Origin of the sequence: Gibbsiella dentisursi (assembly GCF_039539505.1) — a bacterium.
GTDB classification, from domain to species: domain Bacteria; phylum Pseudomonadota; class Gammaproteobacteria; order Enterobacterales; family Enterobacteriaceae; genus Gibbsiella; species Gibbsiella quercinecans.
Genome location: NZ_BAABDG010000010.1, coordinates 359,912 through 379,923 on the forward strand (window position 1 = coordinate 359,912; position 20,012 = coordinate 379,923).

General features: G+C 51.8%; 23 protein-coding genes, 1 tRNA gene and 2 pseudogenes. 15 read left to right on the forward strand and 11 right to left on the reverse strand.

The features are described 5' to 3' along the window. Positions 1-471, reverse strand: coding sequence for a tRNA (adenosine(37)-N6)-threonylcarbamoyltransferase complex ATPase subunit type 1 TsaE (gene tsaE, locus ABFX35_RS22110; RefSeq protein WP_346082912.1), 471 nt, complete (start codon positions 469-471; stop codon positions 1-3). Beyond that, the gene (gene nnr, locus ABFX35_RS22115) at positions 468-1,994 is read right to left on the reverse strand and encodes a bifunctional ADP-dependent NAD(P)H-hydrate dehydratase/NAD(P)H-hydrate epimerase (RefSeq protein ID WP_346082913.1); all 1,527 of its coding nucleotides are present in this window, start codon (positions 1,992-1,994) and stop codon (positions 468-470) included. The genes tsaE and nnr overlap by 4 nt, the downstream gene beginning before the upstream one ends. Between nnr and queG the strand changes: the two genes are divergently transcribed. Next, positions 1,993-3,132: a tRNA epoxyqueuosine(34) reductase QueG gene (gene queG / locus ABFX35_RS22120; RefSeq protein WP_346082914.1), complete on the forward strand. Its 1,140-nt coding sequence runs from the start codon at positions 1,993-1,995 to the stop codon at positions 3,130-3,132. The two genes, nnr and queG, sit on opposite strands and share 2 nt — an antisense overlap. A 309-nt stretch (positions 3,133-3,441) precedes the next feature. On the opposite strand, the gene ABFX35_RS22125 is transcribed toward queG, so the two are convergent. Then, a tRNA-Gly gene (locus tag ABFX35_RS22125) sits at positions 3,442-3,517 on the reverse strand. Between the two features lie 791 nt (positions 3,518-4,308). On the opposite strand from ABFX35_RS22125, the gene feoA reads away from it, so the two are divergent. The 3 genes from feoA to ABFX35_RS22140 all read left to right on the forward strand — a co-directional run bounded on the left by feoA (position 4,309) and on the right by ABFX35_RS22140 (position 7,171). Further along, a complete protein-coding gene (gene feoA / locus ABFX35_RS22130; protein ID WP_279025975.1) occupies positions 4,309-4,533 on the forward strand; it encodes a ferrous iron transporter A in 225 nt (74 codons plus the stop codon). 86 nt (positions 4,534-4,619) lie between these two features. Beyond that, entirely contained in the window at positions 4,620-6,932 is a 2,313-nt protein-coding gene (feoB, locus tag ABFX35_RS22135; RefSeq protein WP_279025977.1) for a Fe(2+) transporter permease subunit FeoB, read from the forward strand. Further along, positions 6,932-7,171, forward strand: a complete 240-nt coding sequence (locus ABFX35_RS22140; RefSeq protein WP_279025979.1) for a FeoC-like transcriptional regulator — start codon at positions 6,932-6,934, stop codon at positions 7,169-7,171. The genes feoB and ABFX35_RS22140 overlap by 1 nt, the downstream gene beginning before the upstream one ends. Positions 7,172-7,254: 83 nt before the next feature. Here ABFX35_RS22140 and ABFX35_RS22145 read toward each other — a convergent pair. The 4 genes and pseudogenes from ABFX35_RS22145 to ABFX35_RS22160 all read right to left on the reverse strand — a co-directional run. Continuing rightward, positions 7,255-7,389, reverse strand: a pseudogene (locus tag ABFX35_RS22145) (secretion protein HlyD); the annotation flags it as partial. Between the two features lie 186 nt (positions 7,390-7,575). Continuing rightward, on the reverse strand, positions 7,576-7,767 hold the full coding sequence (locus ABFX35_RS22150; RefSeq protein WP_279025981.1) for a hypothetical protein: 192 nt from the start codon (positions 7,765-7,767) through the stop codon (positions 7,576-7,578). Further along, positions 7,758-7,841: a hypothetical protein gene (locus ABFX35_RS22155; protein WP_341464479.1), complete on the reverse strand. Its 84-nt coding sequence runs from the start codon at positions 7,839-7,841 to the stop codon at positions 7,758-7,760. The genes ABFX35_RS22150 and ABFX35_RS22155 overlap by 10 nt, the downstream gene beginning before the upstream one ends. A 54-nt stretch (positions 7,842-7,895) precedes the next feature. Then, on the reverse strand, positions 7,896-8,165 hold the full coding sequence (locus ABFX35_RS22160) for a gamma-glutamyltransferase (protein ID WP_279025982.1): 270 nt from the start codon (positions 8,163-8,165) through the stop codon (positions 7,896-7,898). Between the two features lie 617 nt (positions 8,166-8,782). Here ABFX35_RS22160 and ABFX35_RS22165 point away from each other — a divergent pair. The 8 genes from ABFX35_RS22165 to ABFX35_RS22200 all read left to right on the forward strand — a co-directional run bounded on the left by ABFX35_RS22165 (position 8,783) and on the right by ABFX35_RS22200 (position 14,625). Then, a complete protein-coding gene (locus tag ABFX35_RS22165) occupies positions 8,783-9,763 on the forward strand; it encodes a 6-phosphofructokinase (protein WP_279025984.1) in 981 nt (326 codons plus the stop codon). Positions 9,764-9,772: 9 nt separating this feature from the next. Continuing rightward, the gene (locus ABFX35_RS22170) at positions 9,773-10,063 is read left to right on the forward strand and encodes a PTS sugar transporter subunit IIB (RefSeq protein ID WP_279025986.1); all 291 of its coding nucleotides are present in this window, start codon (positions 9,773-9,775) and stop codon (positions 10,061-10,063) included. Between the two features lie 16 nt (positions 10,064-10,079). Continuing rightward, a complete protein-coding gene (locus ABFX35_RS22175; RefSeq protein WP_279025988.1) occupies positions 10,080-11,417 on the forward strand; it encodes a PTS sugar transporter subunit IIC in 1,338 nt (445 codons plus the stop codon). Between the two features lie 58 nt (positions 11,418-11,475). Beyond that, positions 11,476-11,748 carry a hypothetical protein gene (locus ABFX35_RS22180; protein ID WP_095846169.1) on the forward strand — a complete coding sequence of 91 codons (273 nt, stop codon included), beginning with the start codon at positions 11,476-11,478 and terminating at the stop codon, positions 11,746-11,748. A gap of 6 nt (positions 11,749-11,754) precedes the next feature. Continuing rightward, positions 11,755-12,192, forward strand: a complete 438-nt coding sequence (locus ABFX35_RS22185) for a PTS sugar transporter subunit IIA (RefSeq protein WP_095846170.1) — start codon at positions 11,755-11,757, stop codon at positions 12,190-12,192. Next, on the forward strand, positions 12,189-12,722 hold the full coding sequence (locus ABFX35_RS22190) for an AAA family ATPase (protein ID WP_279025992.1): 534 nt from the start codon (positions 12,189-12,191) through the stop codon (positions 12,720-12,722). Before ABFX35_RS22185 ends, ABFX35_RS22190 begins: the two co-directional genes overlap by 4 nt. A 155-nt stretch (positions 12,723-12,877) precedes the next feature. After that, positions 12,878-13,777, forward strand: a complete 900-nt coding sequence (locus ABFX35_RS22195; protein WP_346082915.1) for a tagatose-bisphosphate aldolase — start codon at positions 12,878-12,880, stop codon at positions 13,775-13,777. Between the two features lie 164 nt (positions 13,778-13,941). Then, positions 13,942-14,625, forward strand: a complete 684-nt coding sequence (locus ABFX35_RS22200) for an HAD family hydrolase (protein WP_346082916.1) — start codon at positions 13,942-13,944, stop codon at positions 14,623-14,625. Positions 14,626-14,657: 32 nt separating this feature from the next. Here the strand turns inward: ABFX35_RS22200 and ABFX35_RS22205 are convergent, their stop codons facing one another. After that, complete coding sequence (locus ABFX35_RS22205) at positions 14,658-15,416, reverse strand: TrmB family transcriptional regulator (RefSeq protein WP_095848984.1); 759 nt, start codon at positions 15,414-15,416, stop codon at positions 14,658-14,660. Positions 15,417-15,833: 417 nt separating this feature from the next. Between ABFX35_RS22205 and ABFX35_RS22210 the strand changes: the two genes are divergently transcribed. Further along, a complete protein-coding gene (locus ABFX35_RS22210) occupies positions 15,834-17,198 on the forward strand; it encodes a purine-cytosine permease family protein (RefSeq protein ID WP_346082918.1) in 1,365 nt (454 codons plus the stop codon). A gap of 19 nt (positions 17,199-17,217) precedes the next feature. Then, entirely contained in the window at positions 17,218-18,567 is a 1,350-nt protein-coding gene (locus ABFX35_RS22215; protein WP_346082919.1) for an amidohydrolase family protein, read from the forward strand. A gap of 9 nt (positions 18,568-18,576) precedes the next feature. On the opposite strand, the pseudogene ABFX35_RS22220 reads toward ABFX35_RS22215, so the two are convergent. Together ABFX35_RS22220 and ABFX35_RS22225 are read right to left on the reverse strand one after the other, a co-directional pair. Continuing rightward, positions 18,577-18,729 (reverse strand): annotated as a pseudogene (locus ABFX35_RS22220) (sugar kinase); the annotation flags it as partial. Positions 18,730-18,759: 30 nt separating this feature from the next. Beyond that, complete coding sequence (locus ABFX35_RS22225; protein ID WP_346082920.1) at positions 18,760-19,140, reverse strand: EthD domain-containing protein; 381 nt, start codon at positions 19,138-19,140, stop codon at positions 18,760-18,762. A gap of 71 nt (positions 19,141-19,211) precedes the next feature. On the opposite strand from ABFX35_RS22225, the gene ABFX35_RS22230 reads away from it, so the two are divergent. After that, positions 19,212-19,544 (forward strand): MerR family transcriptional regulator, encoded by a 333-nt coding sequence (locus tag ABFX35_RS22230; protein ID WP_346082921.1) that lies wholly within the window; start codon positions 19,212-19,214, stop codon positions 19,542-19,544. Positions 19,545-19,605: 61 nt separating this feature from the next. On the opposite strand, the gene ABFX35_RS22235 is transcribed toward ABFX35_RS22230, so the two are convergent. After that, complete coding sequence (locus ABFX35_RS22235) at positions 19,606-19,881, reverse strand: type 2 periplasmic-binding domain-containing protein (protein ID WP_279026007.1); 276 nt, start codon at positions 19,879-19,881, stop codon at positions 19,606-19,608. Positions 19,882-20,012 lie beyond the last annotated feature (131 nt).

Sequence of the window (20,012 nt, forward strand, 5' to 3'; positions counted from 1 at the left end):
TCATCCCTGTTTATTGTGAATTCGGTCTAACAGCTGGTGCCCATAGGCAGAAAGCGCCTCAAGCTGCGCCTGGCGACCGGCGTCGACATAGTGCAGGTGCAATGCAAGATCGGTCGCCGGTAATACGCCTGCGCCCTGCTGCGGCCATTCCACCAGACAAATCGCATCCTGTGCGAAATAATCACGGATCCCCATAAACTCCAGCTCCTCTGGATCGGCCAGGCGGTACAAATCGAAGTGATATACCGCAAAAGGGGTGAGCGCGTAAGGCTCCACCAAAGTGTAAGTCGGGCTTTTCACATTGCCCTGGTGCCCTAACGCCTGCAGGAAACCACGGCTGAACGTGGTTTTACCGGCGCCCAAATCACCATAAAGATAAATTACGCTGGCACGATCGCATGCGTTGGCCAAAGCGGCCCCAAGTGCGACAGTCGCTGCCTCATCCGGCAAAGGTAGAACGAGTTCTTTCATTCGATAATATCTGTTATCAACTCGGGATTAACGTAGTGAGGGATCTGCAGCAGCAAATCGGTTGCCAATAGCCCCCTCGTTCCTTGTCTGCCAGCCACGCAATCGGCGGCAGCGCCGTGCACAACACAACCTGCGCGAGCGGCATCATACAGCGGAATCTTCTGCGCCAGCAAACCGCTGATAATACCGGACAACACATCGCCCATGCCGCCAGACGCCATACCGGCGTTGCCGACGTCAGCGATGGACATGGCGCCGTACTCATCGGCGATCAACGTGCCGGCGCCTTTCAACAGCGCCACGCCGCCATAGTGTTCTACCAGGCGTTGCACCGAAAGTAAGCGATTACTCTCAATATCGGCGATGCTGCAGCCCAAAAGCCTTGCCGCTTCGCCAGGGTGCGGTGTTATCACGCGATTCTGCCGCTTCTCAGGATTTAATGCCAGTAAGTTCAGTGCATCCGCATCCCACAACGCAGGTTTATCGCTGGATTGCACGATTTTCAGTGCATTCTTACCCCATGCGCCCTGGCCCAGACCGGGCCCAATCGCCACAACATCGGCCCATGCTACCGCCTGTTGCAGCGAATCATCGGTTAACCGCTGCACCATCAGCTCCGGGCGCGCCGTCAACAGCGGCGCCACATGCTCAATGTGAGTAAGCACTCGCACCAAGCCAGCACCGCTACGCAACGCGGCTTCTGCCGCCATACGTATCGCCCCGCCAAAGCCCAGATCGCCGCCGACAAGCAACAGGCGGCCATGCTCACCCTTGTGGGAACAAGGGCGGCGCGGGTGAAGCCAGCGGGTTAAATCCCGAGCGGTGATACGCTGGATTGCCGCCGGTTGTTGCGCCAGCCAGGCCGTTAACCCCAGCGAACCATAATGAAGTTGCCCAACCCAATCGCGGGCCTGCCCGGTGAGCAACCCCGGCTTGAGGGCAATAAAGGTGATGGTATGGGCCGCGCGGATCACCGCCCCCGGCGCTGCGCCGCTTTCCGCCAGCAGGCCGGAGGGAATATCCAGCGCTACCACCGGCGCCGAAGCCCGGTTGGCGGCCTCAATGAGGGCGTCATAAGGCGCGCGCGGCGCGGCCGCCAGGCCGGTGCCCAGCAAGCCGTCAATAATCAGATCAATATCAGCAGGCCACGAGCGGCCGGCGGGGTGGATCTCGCCGCCATCGGCCTGCCAGGCCTGGCGCGCCGAGGTGGCTTCCGGCGGTAAAGGGCGGCTGCCGTCGCAGGCGATCAGCGTCACCTTAATGCCCGCCGCGGCGGCAAGGCGCGCCACCACGTAGCCGTCGCCGCCGTTGTTGCCGTGGCCGCACAGGATCAGCCAATGCCGGGCGGCCGGATAGGCATCGCGCGCCAGAGCATAGGCGGCCTGGCCGGCACGCTGCATCAGATCATAGAGGGTAATGCCCAGCCAGGCAGCCGCCTTGGGTTCCGCGCGCCGCAACCAGTCTGCTGGCCAGACAGAGTGTGGTAGACTGTTATCGTATGGTTTCTCATTGTGATTCGTCATGACCAATCCCCTCGATCTCAATCAACTCGCCCAACATATCAAGCAATGGGGGCAATCGCTAGGATTCCAGCAGGTTGGCATCTGCGATACCGATCTCAGCGCTGAAGAACCCAAATTGCAGGCGTGGCTGGACAAGCAGTATCACGGCGAGATGGAATGGATGGCACGCCATGGCATGCTGCGTGCCCGCCCACATGAGCTGCTGCCCGGCACGCTGCGGGTGATCAGCGTGCGGATGAACTACCTGCCGGCCAAGGCGGCTTTCGCCAGCACCCTGCGTAACCCCGAGCTGGGGTATGTCAGCCGCTACGCGCTTGGCCGCGACTATCACAAGCTATTGCGGCAGCGGTTGAAGAAGCTGGGCGAGCAGATCAAAGCCTACTGCGGCGAACTGAATTTCCGCCCCTTTGTGGATTCCGCACCGATCATGGAGAGGGCTTTAGCCGCCAAATCCGGCATTGGCTGGGTTGGCAAGAACTCACTTATATTAAACCGTGAAGCCGGCTCCTGGTTCTTCCTCGGCGAGCTGTTGATCGATCTGCCGTTGCCTGTCGATCAGCCGCAGCAAGAACAGTGCGGGCGCTGCGTCGCTTGCATCACCACCTGCCCAACCGGCGCCATCGTGGCCCCCTACACCGTCGATGCCCGGCGCTGCATCTCTTACCTGACCATTGAGTTAGAAGGCGTTATCCCGGTTGAGTTCCGCCCGTTGCTGGGCAACCGGATCTATGGCTGTGATGACTGCCAGTTGATTTGCCCGTGGAACCGCTTTTCCCAGCTCACGGATGAGGATGACTTCAGCCCACGCGCCGCGCTGCATGCCCCCGAATTGGTTGAGCTGTTCGGTTGGAGTGAAGAGAAGTTCCTGCGCATCACGGAAGGCTCTGCCATCCGGCGCATCGGCCACCAGCGTTGGCTGCGCAACATTGCGGTAGCGCTCGGCAATGCGCCCTATTTGGACAGCGCCGTTCTGGCCCTGCGCGCACGGCAAGGGGAAAGCGCCATGTTGGATGAGCATATCGCCTGGGCGTTGGAACAACAGTTGGCGCGGCGTGCCGAACAGGGAATTGCCGTATTGAGCACGCAGAAAAAACGCCTTATCCGCGCCGTAGAAAAAGGATTACCGAGAGATGCCTGAAGCGGGTTTTATCCCCCGCTTTTTCCGCCGCTTGCTCAGCCTGTGGACTTGTGCATAAAAATAAAAATGCCTTGTCTTTCAACTGCAACAAAAAGAGCAAGGGATCGGCATAACGTTTTTCAATAAAAAAATATACATACTTATCAGCATATTACATATTTTTCTTTATTTGGCGTATGTTTTCAGGCAGGCCATGGAATTCGCACAAGCTGTGGATAACTCTGTTCACAACATTTTTGAGGGACGAATAAAAAGGCGAAAGAGCCATCTTGGCGCTGTGGGCCAAATGGATTTTCTTTGGAGAGAAATTGGAGCGGGAAACGAGGCTCGAACTCGCGACCTCAACCTTGGCAAGGTTGCGCTCTACCAACTGAGCTATTCCCGCGTCGCATTGGGTGTAAAACCCGAAAAACCGTTAATGCTATAACAGCACTACGTTGAAAGCGTAGTAAGGATTGTTGCTGCCACATATAACACACTGATAACAAACAACTTCCCTAGCCCCATCGTCTGGAGCGAGCGCAATTATGTACTGGCCGCTGCCTGATGGCAAGATCTTTATGCGATAAATCATGCCAAGCGCTCAAAGTTCAACCAGGCGCCCGCACCAGGGCACAGCCCACCCTATGCTTTCCGCTTGGCTCCATTACCGCCGGGGGCCTGAACGGGATGGGAGACATGCTTTTTACTGCCTTAACTACAACTATTCAAGGCATATTTAGGAACAATAGGCGCACAAGCAAAAAAAGAGCGCAATAAGTATAGCCCCATAATAATATCAAAAACAACTAAACCGGCATCATTTATTTTATTGCTAATGAATAATCCTATAGCAGCAAAGCTTGACAATATCCTTCAATAAATATTCTAGTTCGCTCCGCAAGCTTATGAATAATTTTTTACACAGTAACAAATCACACCATATATTTTCCTGCACATAACAATGGGTTCACAACAAATGAGCCGCACTACCGGATATGACAATACTTACATACAGTTACTAATACAGCGTTTTTTCTGTTGCCGTTGATAATGATGCTCAATACCATTTAACCTAACGAGAATAAAAAATGTTCTCTGTGGCTGCCTGGGCTATTTCCTTTTACACACATCATTTATTTCCGCCAGGCTCGAATAAAATATGCCATATGACGTATTAATCAGTTAAGGAAGAACATGATTATTGCAATTAACAAACCCTATAAAGTTATTGGGTTCACCAGCGAGATAAGCCCGGCCTATCGGCAAAAATTATTATCCCTCGGTATATTGCCGGGTTCATCCATTGAAATTGTACGCATTGCCCCACTGGGAGATCCGGTAGAAATTAAAGCACGCTCGGTCAACCTGGTATTACGCAAAAAAGATTTGGCGCTGTTGCAACTGGACGAACGTTCTTAACGCCTTACGCCGCCATAACGCTTTGTGCTCGTATACAGCCGCTCTCATGGCTGAACGACTGACTGAATAATGAAAGAATTTATCTGATGAAAGCACTGACAATCGGCCTTATCGGTAACCCCAACTCAGGCAAAACCACCCTGTTTAATCAGCTTACCGGTGCGCGCCAACGCGTCGGCAACTGGGCTGGCGTCACGGTAGAACGCAAAGAAGGCCATTTCACCACCCCAATGGCCGACGTGACGCTTGTCGATCTCCCTGGCACCTATTCCCTGACCACCATTTCCGAACAAACCTCGCTTGATGAGCAGATCGCCTGCCACTACATCCTTAGCGGCAATGCCGATCTGCTGATTAACGTGGTTGACGCCGCTAACCTGGAGCGCAACCTCTACCTGACGCTGCAGTTACTGGAGCTAGGCATCCCCTGCATTATCGCTCTCAATATGCTGGATATCGCCCACAGCCAGCACATTGAAATTGACGTTGCGGCGCTGTCTGAACGCCTGGGCTGCCCGGTCGTGCCCATGGTTTCTACCCGCGCCGACGGTATCGGGGTGCTCAAACAGATGATTGACACCCACCGCATCAACCAACTTAAAGCGTTGGTCAGCTACCCGGCGCCGCTGCTGAACGCCATCGACGAATTGAGCCAGGCCATGCCGCCGGCGCTGTCTTCCGGCCGCCGCCGTTGGTTGGCGCTGCAAATGCTGGAAGGCGATATCTACAGCCACGCGCTGGCCGGCCAGGCCACGGAGCTGTTGCCCGCCATCCGCAAGGGGCTGCAACAGCATGAAGACCCGGGTTTAATGATCGCCGATGCCCGCTATCGCTCGATTGCCGCCATCTGCGAAGTGGTCAGCAACCCGCGTGACGCAACGCCCAATCGCCTGACCGAAGCCCTGGATAAGGTGATCCTCAACCGTTGGCTGGGGATCCCCATCTTCCTGCTGGTGATGTATCTGATGTTCTTGTTGGCCATTAACATCGGCGGCGCGCTACAACCGATATTTGATACCGGTTCAGCCGCCCTGTTTATCCAGGGTACCCAGTGGCTGGGTTTCACCCTGCATTTCCCCGATTGGCTGACCTTGTTCCTGGCCCAGGGCATCGGCGGCGGTATCAATACCGTTCTGCCCCTGGTGCCGCAGATTGGCATGATGTATCTGTTTCTGTCGTTTCTGGAGGATTCCGGCTACATGGCGCGCGCCGCGTTCGTTATGGACCGGCTGATGCAGGCGCTCGGCCTGCCCGGCAAATCCTTTGTGCCATTGATCGTCGGCTTCGGCTGCAACGTGCCGGCGATCATGGGCACCCGTACCCTGGATGCGCCGCGTGAACGCCTGCTCACTATCATGATGGCGCCGTTTATGTCCTGCGGCGCCAGGTTGGCTATTTTCGCCGTATTCGCCGCCGCCTTTTTCGGCCAGCACGGCGCCGGCGTGGTGTTCTCGCTTTACCTGCTCGGGATTATGGCCGCCATTCTCACCGGGCTGGTGCTGAAACATACCGTTATGCGCGGTGAAGCGACTCCGTTCGTGATGGAATTGCCGGTGTATCACGTGCCGTTGATGAAAAGCCTGCTGTTGCAAACCTGGCAACGCCTGAAAGGCTTCGTGCTGCGCGCGGGCAAGGTGATCGTTATTGCCTGCATATTTATCGGCGGGCTGAACAGCTTCACCTTTAGTGGCAAACCGGCGGATAACATTAATGATTCAGCACTGGCCTCCGTCTCGCGGGTGTTGACCCCGCTGCTGCAACCGATGGGCGTGCAGCCCGACAACTGGCAGGCGACCGTTGGTCTGGTTACCGGCGCGATGGCAAAAGAGGTGGTAGTCGGGACGCTGAATACCCTGTACACCGCCGAACATCTGACGAATGCGCCCTTCGATCCCGCCAGCTTTAACCTGCTGGAGGCCTTGGGCGGCGCGGTGGATGAAACCTGGCAGGGCCTGAAAAACACCTTTAGCCTGAGCGTGCTGGCCAACCCGATAGAAGCCAGCAAAGGTGACGGTGAGATGGAAGCCAGCTCGATGGGCACCATGAGCAGCAAATTCGGCAGCCCGATAGCCGCCTACAGCTACCTGATTTTTGTGCTGCTGTACGTTCCCTGCGTGTCGGTAATGGGGGCGATCGCCCGTGAGGCAAACCGCGGCTGGATGACGTTCTCTATTTTGTGGGGGCTGAACATCGCCTATTCGTTGGCGACCCTGTTCTACCAGACGGCGACCTTCCACCAGCACCCCACCTACAGCCTGACGGCCATCGCCGCGGTGGTTATCGTGAACCTGCTGGTATGGTTCGGCCTGCGCCGGGCGCGTAACCGGGTAACGGTGCACCTGGCGGCACCGGCGGTGGCTGCCAGCTGTTGCGATAACCGCCAGCGGGCATGCCACTGATGGCAGGGTTGCTGCAAGTGCGCGATGCGCTGGCGCTGTATGGCAGCGTTGAAGCCCGCCAGTTGAGTGAAAAGCTGGCGGCGCCGTTGCCGCTGGTGCAAGCAATGCTGGATCAACTCACCTTGCTGGGCAAAGCAGAGCGCATTACGCAATCCCCCGATAGCTGCCTGGCTGGCAGTTGCCGGGGCTGCCCGGAAGGCCAAGCCTGCAAGACGGTGATCTACCGACCACTCGCCTGATTCATCAGGGGCAATATCATGTGCCCCGATGATCCAACGGCGCCACACAGCCCAGAGAGTGAAGCTAACATCTCGGCGCCGGGGGAATCGGCGCGGCCGAAGATAATTGAACGCTGGGCCGCCACTTCCGCGTTCGCTTTCGCCAATTCCTCGCGGGCGTGCACCATATATTGGTTCTGCGTATCGTGGATTTTCGTCTCTAATTCATTCGCCTGGCGCTAATATAAACATACTTTTCAGAAATGGCTTTACACCCAAAATTCTGCCAGCAAATAAATCAGTTTTTTATACTATTTTTTTATCATACTTCGGATTTAGCCCCAGATAAGGGGATGCAATCAGTAATCACAGCATAACGGCGCGGGGCGAAACAGCAACTGCCAGCCCCGCACCACGCATTATTTTCAGCACACGGCGATACAGGAATCAGCCCGTGGCTCACAGCCGCCACACAGGATACCGCTGCCGGGATCGCGCAGAATAATTTGCCCCCGCCCATAGTCCAGCGAGTCGCAGTCTACGCGGACCTGATGGCCGCGCTGCGCCAGCGCTAATGCCAGATCTTGCGGCGTATGTTGCTCAATGCCTACCTGCATATTCCCCAGCCACTGCCAGGGAGCACAATGCCCGAGCCAAAACCGTGGTAAGCCCTCTGAATAAACGACACCATGCAGCCCTCACCATCCGCGCAGGCCAGATAAACCGTGCCGCTGGGCGGTATTTCTCAAATATCGTAACCGCGATAGTTCAGCCGCAAAGGCGTAACCCTACGGGGCTGATAGGCCTGCAGATCGTCAGAGCACAAATAGCCCCCCGCCACGCGCGAAAAGGCGACCAGCCGCTGGGCCAATTCACCGCGATAAAAACTTTCCACCTCACGGGCCGCCAGCTCACGTAACGTTTTGGCGAGATCCGGGTTACGGAAAACTTCACCCGCACGCGGCGCCCGCCCCTCAAGCAAAAACGTTTTGAACCAGGTATCGAATAACGGCATGAAAAGTACGCGGCGCAAAAAATCGCCGTATTGCCCTCATCTTTTCCGGTTCTCAGCCCGGCAGCACACTGCCCTACATCACGGCCGGGCAACAGGCGATAAAACGGGGCCATCACATAAATTTACCTGATGGGATAACGCGCGCGATCATCATGAACCTACGGTTCCTACTGAAAAATTCCAGGTTGGCGCCGAGAATATTAATAAAAACGCATAACCATTAACCTCCAGCTGCAACCACGTTTTTCACACGCGGGGAAATACGCATTATTAATAGGTGTATTCTCTGGTTAGAAATCAGATCGCTGAAAGTGAAAAGTAAATGTGAAATAACTCACAAAAGTAAAAACAGAAATACAGGGAAAAACCGCCACGCCGCCCTTTTTCGAGAAAAAATAAACAAGGTAATAAAAAACAAATAATTACAGATTTAATTTCAAAAATACGTCAAAAAATAAAGTGATATTCATCACATATTTCATCTCATAAAACCGCTGTCAAGGGGTGACACTGGTGTCTCACGTTGAATAAATGTGACATCTGTCAAAAAAACGATCCCATCGATTATCAACAATCAATTCACATTAAAGGCAAAGGATTGGAACTGAGGTCATCCCATGAAAATAGGTTTGGTCATTAGCGGTGGTGATGTCAGCGGCATAAATAATTTCCTGTTTCAGGTTAGCCGTATGACCGAATCTGAAATAGTGATTTTCGATGGCGGTATTAATGGCCTGATAGAGAATAGGTTCAAAGAAATCTCATGGCGCGATCTGGTTGATTTTTCAATTTCGCCAATGCCGTTGATTTCGTCCGGCAGGAAAGAAGACAAATGCAAAAAAGCTGACTATGAAAAGATTGCCAAAAATATACGTCACAGAAAGATTGATGCTTTGATCATGGCCGGTGGCGATGGATCTTTCCAGTTTTTAAAAACGCTGAGTGGATATGGCATTAGCTGTTACGGCATTGGGATGACCATTGATAACGATATTACCGGCAATAGCTACACCATTGGTTTTTCCACCGCGTGCGAGCAGGTTATCAGTGAGGTGGGCAAGTTAAGAAACACCGGGCGCGGGTTGCCGGGCCGAGTGTTCATGATAGAGCTGCTGGGCGGTTACTGCGGTGAACTTACCCTGCAGGCGGCGTTAAAAAGCAATGCGGACATCGCGCTGATTCCTGAATCGCCGTGGGATATTGATATTCTTGCAGAGAAGATCAAAAGCAAGATCAAGCTACAGAATAGCGTCATTATTTTATGTTCGGAGGGCTATACCAGAGAATATACCCCAGGTTTTCAGGGTGCCATCGATACCATGATTGGCAAAATCGAACATAAGATTGGTATCAGGATCAGAAAAACCATCCTGGGTTTTGGATTGCGAAGCGGCGTGCCAACCGGCGAGGAGATCATACAAGGCGCCATTCTGGCTGAAGAAGTGGTTCGGTGCATAAACACCGGCCTGACCAATAAAATCATTGTAATAAACAATAATAATAAGGCTATACCGATAGACCTTGAAAGCTCTAATAAACGGTTAGTTAATAAAGATAGCAATATCTACAAACTCGCAAAAATAAACAACCTTATATGAGGTAATAACATGCTCAAAGTACTCTGCGTATGTGGCTGCGGCCTCGGCTCAAGCTTTGCTATTGAGATGAGCGCAAAGTCCGTATTACAAAAACTAGGTATCGATGCCGAGATAAACCATACAACGGTATCCGAGGCCTCATCCTTTAAATACGACATCATTCTAACACAGAAGATGTTTGCTGATATTTTAAACTCGGATGCTAGCGAAGAACAGATGAAAAAGGTCATCGTGTTAAATAAGCTGACAGACAAGCGAGAAATAGAAGAAAAAATTCTGGCTTATATTAACTCAATCTGAAAGATGAGGTGATAAAGTGGATACTATAATTAACTTCCTGGTAAAGGATTTATTAGGCCAAGCCTCAATATTAATTGCGTTAATCGCAATGATCGGCCTAATCCTGCAAAAAAAATCTGTCGGTAAAACGTTAGAAGGTACGTTTAAAACCCTGCTCGGCTTTTTGATCATGATGGCCGGCATCAACATCATTGTGGAGACGCTGACATTCCTCAACAACATCTTCACCAGTGGTTTTGGCATGAAGGGTTACATCACGGATGTTGCGGCCATCGCTGGCCTGGCGAACCGCGAGCTGGGCTCACAGGTGGCGCTGACGCTGCTGGTTATCTTCGTCGTTAACATTATCATTGCGCGCATTACGCCCTTCAAATACATCTTTCTGACGGGCCAGGCGCTGCTCTGGATGGCGACCATCGGCACGGTCATTGGCTATAAGGCCGGGCTGACCGGCGCAACGCTGATTCTGACCGGGGGGATATTCGGCGGCATTATGGCCGTGCTGATGCCGGCATTGGCTCAGCCGATTGTCCGCAAAATCACCGATTCAGATGATGTTGCGCTGGGCCATTTCTGTACCATCGGTTACCTGGTGCAGGCGGCGGTGGCACGTGCCGTGGGTAAAAACTCAAAATCGACGGAAGATCTGGAGCTGCCTGATAACTTCAAGTTTCTCCAGGACACCTATCTGTCGATGGCGGTCATTATGGTGCCGATGTACCTTATTCCCGCCGTTTTCGCCGGCCCGGAATACATTGCCCAGTATGCCAATGGCACCAATTACCTGATGTATTCATTCATGCAATCCATGCAATTTGTCGCCGGCGTCTTTGTGCTATATAGCGGCGTGCGCCTACTGCTGAATGAATTGGTACCGGCTTTCCGCGGTATCGCCATGCGCCTGGTGCCCAATGCCAAACCCGCGCTTGATTGCCCCGTGTTGTTCCCCTATGCGCCGAATGCGGTCATCGTCGGGTTCCTGGCCACCACCGTCGGTTCGATTCTGGGGATGATCATTTTCCCGATGTTCGGTCTCGCCATGATCCTGCCCGGCCTGTTGACCAACTTCTTTGCCGGCGGCGCTGCCGGGGTATTCGGCAACGCGTTGGGCGGCAGAAAAGGCGCGATTATCGGTGGGGTGGTCCACGGGTTATTTATCACGTTCTTACCGGCAATCCTGGTGCCGCTGCTCGAAACCTTCGGCTTTGTCGGCGTGACCTTCAGTGATTCCGATGTCATCAGTACCGGTCTGGTGCTCGGCCATGCTTTCCAGAATGACTGGCCGTTCGTAGTGGGCTTCATCGCCTTTGTCGCTATCGTTGCCTATTTGGCAAACCGAAAACTGACGAAATAAACGGGCTAATTAACGTGATAGGCACTGCACCACGTCAGAAAAGATGTGCGGAGGCGTTATGTTCTCAAAGTTGAAAAATCTCTTCAGCTCCGCGGAGCCGAAGGCAGAAAATGCAAACGATGAGTCTGCAGCAGTCATCGAAAAGGAATTATCAGATCTGGAGCAGCGCTTATCGCAGAACCCTGCTGATAATACGACCCAGAAACAGCTGATGGTTAAATATAACCAGGCCATCAATATATTCTCAGGCAGCACGCGTCATCGGGATAAAATTGATGATATTTTCGTGAAAATCGATGAATTACGAAATACCATTCGCAAAAATATATGAGGGCTTATGAGCATCAGAGCGTTTCTATCAGAGAATCCGTATATTCAGGTAAGAATAAACAGTTGCTCATGGGAAGACATTATTAACAAGGCCGCAAAGCCATTAATCGAAGGGGGATTTATTACACCGGAGTATCCGAAAGCAGTCATTAAAAACACGCTGGAATATGGGGCATATTATGTATTTGATGAAGGTATAGCAATCCCTCATGCCAGGCCGGAATGTGGCGTGCTGAAAAATTGCTTTAGTATGATGACGCTCAGCGAACCCGTGTCCATTAATGACAGCGAACCCGTGGATATTGTCATTATGTTTGGTGGTGTTGACGGTGACGCACATATCACTGATGGCATTGCATCAATCGTAGGCCTACTGGAAAAAGAAGATACGCTATCTCAAATCAGACGAGCCACAACAATTGATGAAATTCTTGGGTTATTATGAAAAAACTGATTTTAGTTAATGGCATACCGGCATCAGGAAAAAGTTCAGTCTCACGGATCATTGCTGAACGTTTTAATATTCCTGTATTAAGCATTGATGAGATCAAAGAGCCTTTTATGGTTCAATTCTCTGAAATTATTGATAGGCCGTTGAACAGGAAGCTCGGATATGCTGCTTATGAATCCATGTTCAATATTGTGAAAATCGCCCCACCAGACAGTGTATTTATACTGGATGCCTGGTTCGGCTTCCGTGAAAAATCTGTTTTGGCAGACTATCTGGAACTGTGCGGGGCAAAAAAAACCATTGAGATCTGGAATAAAATATCACCGGAACGGGTGGCGGATCGCTACAAATCGCGCTGTACCCGCCGTGTTAAAGGGCACCCGGGTGAAGAATATATTCCTGAATTGATGCGTTTAGCCCATAAAGCGCAACCTATGGGGATCGGCGATATATATACCGTTGATCAGGATGCGGAAATTGATAATGAAGGCCTTATTTCATGGGTCAGCAATCACGTAGTTTAAATTTCGCTTAAAAAACATATCCAATAGATTTCAAGTGGCACGCAGGGCGGCGGAACAAACTTACAGGAACTTATTTAATTAAGAACCTGGGGGGAACCCCTGCGCATAGGCAGCTTGAAATATGCAGGATATCTCTATTGCATGAGGAGTTACGAATGAACACGATGACAACTGCAGAACGCCGTGGTTACCAAATGATTTGTGATGCTGCCGGATCAATGATGGTTGTTGCCTGCGATCAGCGCGGCGGTATGAGAACACTGCTGGCAAGCACACCGGAAGAACAGGCGCAAATCAGCAACGATACGCTGGGAAAAACCAAATACGACATCACCCGTTATCTGGCTGCTGAAGCAGGATGTGTGCTGCTTGATCCGCTTTGTGCAGTGCCCGGCATTATTGATGAAGGCATTTTGCCACGCAATACCGGGCTGCTCGTCGGCCTGGATGCCTCTGGCTGGGAAACGTCACCTGAAGGCTACCGCATATCAACCATGGTGGAAGGCGTGAATGCACGCAAAGTGCGTGAACTGGGCGCCACCGGCGGCAAAATCATGATCTATTTACGCATGGATACACCAGCGGCAAACACCGCTAATCTGGCGACCTTGCGTGAAGTTATCGAAGATTTCGCCCGTGAAGATCTGTTTCTGGTGGTTGAGTTTCTCACCTATAAACTGGAAAACGAAAGTAAGGAAGAGTTCGAGCGTAAAATTCCGCAGCTGATTCAGGAAGGTTGCAAAGCCTGTATCGAATGCGGTTCTAAGGTGCTGAAAATCCCCTATCCAGGCACCGAGGAAGCCTGTGCGAAAGTCACCGAAATCTGTGGTGATATTCCTTGGGCGGTGCTGTCTGCGGGCGTGGATCACAGCACCTTCCTCAAGCAGGTGGATATTTCCCTGAGAAACGGCGCATCCGGCGTTATCGCCGGGCGCTCGCTGTGGAAAGATTGTATTTCTCTTGACAGAAATATTTCCAAAGAAAAATTATCATCTATTGCCGTATCGCGTTTACGGGATATCCAACAACTATTGGCGAAATACAGAAATAAATGATCGATTAAAATAATATTATATACCCAAAATAATTCGAGTTGCAGGATAATACGTTGTTACCGTTAACAACGCGTCTGCGGCTGGATGTATAGCGGGTATATATTTTGATTAACTGGCCGCCAGATTATATAATCTACGGCCAGTCTCGCTTTTAGGTAATGCAAATGGCTAATGAACCGGATTTGGTGATTTTCGACTGCGATGGCGTACTTGTTGATTCAGAATATGTAGGTATAAAACTGGCAATATCCCTGTTACAAAAATACGGCGTGGATATTAGTTTTGAAACGTTCACTACGGAGTACAGCGGGCTTGCCTGGGGTGATCTCATCAATAAGGTCAAGGCCAAAGAACACGTTACGATCCCCAGCAGCATTCACCTGGAGTTCTCCAGCAACCTGATAAAACAACTCCAGGCACAGCTGACCAGAATCGCGGGCACCGATGAAGTCATCAGCAAAATAACCACACCAAAATGCATCTGCTCAAACTCAAGTAAAGAACACGTCGATTTTGTCTTGTCGCTAGTGGGCTTAACGCCTTTGTTTGCGCCCAATATATTTTCGGCGGTCGATCTCGGGCCTGGGCGCGCAAAGCCCCAGCCGGATATCTTCCTGTATGCCGCGCAGAAGATGGCAGCCAAACCAGAACAAACCGTGGTCATCGAAGACTCCGTGCATGGCGTAATGGCCGCGCACCGGGCCGGCATGTATGTCATCGGTTTTACCGGCGGTGCCCACACCTATACAGGCCATAAAGAGAAGCTCGAGGCTGCGGGGGCGAATGTGGTGATCAGTTCAATGTACCAACTGCCGGATGAGATCGCGCGTTTTACCGCAGAATACTGACCATAACTAATTTATATGTACTGGCGCAGCGATCAATACCTCAGCTTGTTGATTAGCCCCACGTACTCGTCATCGTTGTGCAGGATATGACGGTACTTTTCCTCCAGGAATGTCAGGATAATGTCCCGGTAGAAGAAGTCCCGGAACACATCGACCAACTGCTCGGACTGGGTGGCAATGGAGTGCCAATCCGCCCCTTCGGTAATGGCGAACACCACTTCAGCGCCATCGACGACGATATTCTGGAATTTTTTCAGCCCGGTCTGGCTTTCATGTGGCACGAAGTTGCTCAGATTGCGCAGACTGGATTCCAGCTCACCAACCACATGGGCTTCCACCAGCACGCCTTGCCGCTCTTTCTCTTCCAACAGCGGTTGATAAACAAGAAAAATCTCTTTCCACGTGGAAATATTGATGGTCTTTTGCGCACCATCAATTAACGCCAGGCTATAGGCATAAATAGACTCTTCCGTCGCGAGATTCCAAACCCGATCGTCCGGTTTGATTTTTTTCTTTTTAACGTTTTTTAACTGTTCAATATCGGATTGAAATTTCAAGGTCAACTTTTTAATGACCTGCTCAATGGAAATAGCTTTATAAACCTTTTTCTTTTCAATTACCGAATCCAGCAAAATGCCTTTGTCCAGTAAGCGGGAGATCACTTCATAAACTTTGGCTTTCGGGACGCCGGATAATTTAGCGACGGCCGATGCTTCAACAGGGCACTCTGCGGAAAGAATCGCTTCGTACACCTGGCTCTCATACTGTGAAAACCCAAATTTCTCTAGCAAGATGCCACCCACTTAAACAAAGAACCATATGAAATTATTATACCAGAGCGCCGTTTCTTGCGGAATGCTTTTCGCGTAGTTACTATCGCGGTAGTAACCCATTATTACATGGAAGATAAAAAACATCAGGGTGGTCTGTAACAGATTATGGTTATCCAATGATAACCAATAAAAAGGTCTGAAAAATCAATAAAAATATACCCAAAATAATTCGAGTTGCAGGACAAAAACGCAAAAGCGTTTTTGAACAGCGCTAGCGCAGGCCCCGAAGGGGTGAGGCCATATGGCCGAATCACGCGGCAACGCAGCGAATCCCCAGGAGCTTACTGGAGTAAGTGACTGGGGTGAGCGAGGAAAGCCAACACACCTGCAACTTGAAGTATGAAGGGTATAACAAGGTCACTGGAGGTCAAGAACATGGCTATCGAACAACACAGCATTAACTATATTCCCGAGTCAGATCGCTATGGGAAACCAAAGGATTTGTTCGCCGTCTGGTTCGGCGCGAACCTGAATTTGACCACCATCGTTACCGGCGCGGTATTGGTGATGATGGGGCTAAACCTCTTCTGGAGCATCGCGGCGATTGTGCTGGGCAACGCAATCGGCACTGTTTTCGTGGCTTCGCACTCCGTTCAGGGGCCACGCCTGGGGATCCCGCAGATGATTCAGAGCCGCGCGCAGTTTGGCGTACTTGGCGCAATCATTCCCATGTTTTTCGTCATGTTCGTCTACCTGGGGTTCGGCGTGGCGAATACGTTGCTGATTAGCCAGACGTTAAATAATGTCCTGCCGATCTCTTCCACCTGGATCATCATTCTTTTTACTTTTATTTCCATCTTTATCGCCATTTATGGCTACCGGTTGATTCACTTCACCCAGAAATGGCTGTCGATCAGCGCGTTCGTGGTGCTGGGCATCGCTACGATCATGGCCTTCAATCAGCCGCTGCCGGCGGGAGCCTGGAATATCAGCGCGTTCAACCCCACGCTGTTCGTTTCGGGCGTTGGCATTATAGCCACCTACGTGCTGGCCATGGCGCCCTACGTCGCCGACTATTCCAGTTACCTCCCCTCGGACGTATCGTCCCCGAAGGTGTTTTGGTTTACCTATAGCGGCCTGGCAATCTCCGGCAGTTGGATGATGACGATTGGCGCGGCGCTTGCCACCGTTATTCCTGGCTTCTCCGATAATGCCGGCGGAAAAATGGCCGACATGTTCCACGGCTACAGTTGGCTTATGTATATCCTGATTGTCTATGGTTTGTTTGCCATCAATGTGTTTAATTTCTACGGCGCTTTTATGTCGGTCGTGACCTCTATCCAACCGTTCAACAGCCTGAAAGTCACGCCGCGTGTAAGAACAATTATTTTAGGCGCCATTCTGGTGATCAATATTGTTCTGAGCCTGTTGGGCGGCGAAAGCAATTTCATGACGCTATTTATCAACTTTATTTATTTCATGAGTTATTTCCTGATCCCATGGACGGCGATTAACCTGCTGGACTTTTTCGTGCTGCGTAAAGGCCACTATCACATTCAGGATATTTTCGATGTTCATGGCCGCTACGGGAAATATAACAAAATCACCATATTTGCCTTCCTGATCGCCATCGTCGCTGAAATTCCGTTTATCAATTCTACTTTTTATGTCGGCCCAATAGCGAAAATGCTGGATGGCGCGGATATGGCCTGGATTGTCGGCATCGTCGCAGCCCTGGTGCTGTATTACTTCCCGATGAAGAACTGGCAGCCTGCACACGTTAGCCGGAAAGCACAATAACCAGACAGGATCTCTACCGATGAAAACCACTGTAATTACCAACGTTGTCATTTTTACGGTCGATAGCCGGGACACGGTCATCCGGAACGGGACGGTGATCGTTCAAAACGGCCTCATCGCCGCCGTTGGCAGCAAGGAGGCTATTCCGCTCCCCAGCGATGCCGACGAGATCATCGACGGCCGGGGACAAATGGCGCTGCTGCCGGGCCTGATCGACTCGCATAACCACTCGAGCCTGATGCGCGGCGTGGCGGAGGACTTACGGCTGGTCGACTGGTTGCCGATTTACGATCTGGAACACCGGGCCTGTAACGAGGAAGACGCCTACCACGCCGCCAGGCTCACCTATCTGGAATGCCTGAAGAACGGCACCACCACCATTCTGGATATGTACCGCTTTATGCACCGCAGCGCTGAGGCCGCAGGGGAACTGGGGCTGCGAGTGCATTTGGCCCCCTATGCGGCGGACGTTCAGCCGTACGATTTCTTCGAGAGCACCAAAGCGAACGAGAAACTGATCAACACGCACCACATGAGCCAGAACGGCCGGATCCGGGTATGGATGGGGTTGGAAAACCTGTATTACTGCAGCGAAGACATGTACAAAGCCGCGATCCTGGCCCAGAAAGAGTTCGGCGTCGGTATTCATACGCACGGTTGCGAGCAGGAGGAAGAGGAGCAGTCGATCATCCGCACCTTCGGTAAATCGACCATCGACATGCTGGAACAGCGGGGCATTCTGGGTGAAAAGACGCTGCTGGCCCACTGTGTGTGGGTGAACGACGACGACATCAAGAAGATGGCCGCCACCGGCACCAACCTGGCCCACTGCGCGATTTCGGCGGCTAAGCTGGGTTGTGGCGTAGCGCGCATTCCGCTGATGCTGCGCGAAGGGGTGAACGTCTCGATCGGCTCGGATGGCGTTATCGACAACAACAGTATGGATCTGTTCCAGGAGATGAAATTCGCCTCTCTGATACAAAAGGCGACGCAGCGCGACGCTTCTATTATGGGAGCGAAGCAAATGCTGCGCATGGCCACCATCAACGGCGCGAAATCGCTGAATATGGAAAACGAGATTGGCTCAATCGAAACCGGCAAAAGCGCCGACATGATTCTGGTGAATTTCTTCAAGCCGAATCTTCAGCCGGTCTTCTGGAACGAGCAGGAAGAGACCAACCTGCTGTGGAATCTGGTGTTTTCCGCCAAGGGGGAGAATGTCGATACGGTCATGGTTCAAGGCGACATTCTGGTACGCCACGGCCTTATCACCAAGGCCAGCGAAACGGACATCATGCTCGCGGCACAGAAACAGGGGGAAGATTGGATGCGGCGCCGGGAGCAATATAAACCGGTGCCTGTAGCGTAACGGCGCCCACTACTTCATCAGCACCTGATACTGCGGATTAAACTCATCAAAAATCGGCAGCGCGGCGGCGCCCAATGCGGCAGTGTCGCTGCCGGTCATACCGATTTTCACGCGCATATCGGTGAGATAGCGGCTGCGCACCGACTGGTGTAGCGGCGGCAGCGCGCTGAATGGACAAAAACGAGATGGTGCTTATTGCTCATCAATAATATGCCGCTCTTCACCATACCAAAGTTGCGAATGTGCCAAATCTACGAATTTTCGTTCATCTTCAATAAGTTGCTGAAGCGCATTTAAACCTTCTTCTGTTTTTCGCGCAGCGAGATGCGATGCCAGATCGTCCCACCATAATTCGGCGCAACCATCGAAATCGACAGGGGCGGCATTCCTTGTGCGCTGAAGCGCATGTTGCGCCGCCTCATTCGCAAAAGGAACCGTCTGGATATACCTGCGGATACCAAGCATTGCAGAAAATTTGATCACTAATGGCGCATGGTGATTCCGCCAGTGATCATCAAACTCTTCCCGTGTTAAATCGGGGCGCCTTTTTACACACATGATTAATTTTAACATGCCGTTGCTCCTTTTATTCTGAAGCATCGAATCTTACACTCTGACAGTAGTGTCAGAGTCAAGGGGGCGACATGCAAATTGGTAAACTGGCAGCGCTTACCGGCGTGAGCATTCGAATGCTCCGCTACTATGAAAGCGCCGGGTTGCTTCACCCAACGCGAACGGAAGCGGGTTATCGTTGCTTCACGCGGGAAGATGTGGCGGTGGTGAAACGCATACTTACGCTAAACCAGGCCGGTTTTACCCTGCCCGCGGTTCGCGGTTTGTTGAATTGCGTAGGTTCAAAAACAGCCCCCTGCGAAACCCTAAAAATTCGAGTGCGGGAACAACTGGATGAGATCGACCGTCGGATTGAAACCCTCTACGAAAGCCGCGCTCTGCTTAACCAACTTCTCACGCTCTGAGTTTCGCTTTACCCCAAATCTTTCAGCCACGGGAATGGATCTTACCCAGTCAAAATGAATTTCATAACAGCGCTAAACGCTGTTTTTGGGTTTCAAGCATCTTTTCTTCGAGCGGGATATAACCTTCGGCACTGTGGGTTTGTGCACCAATCACCGCTTGCCCCGCCGGCGAGAGAGTGAACGCAAGCCACTCCTTCAGTTGAGGATCCAGTTTGCTGCCAGGCGGCAAATCAAAGTACAAAGAAACGTAACTGGATAAAGGATATAAGCCCTGATGTACATGCGTTAAAGTCGGCAGATAGTAGCCCGATGAACTGTCCCTGGCTAATGCCACCATTTTAGTTGATCCTACCCACGAATAGTGGACACGCTGTTAAGCGAGTAAAATCGTTAACAAGGTGAACCATGACGCAAGCAAAATCTGTGAAGAAGACATCCCGTAATCAATATACCCCGGAATTTCGCCAG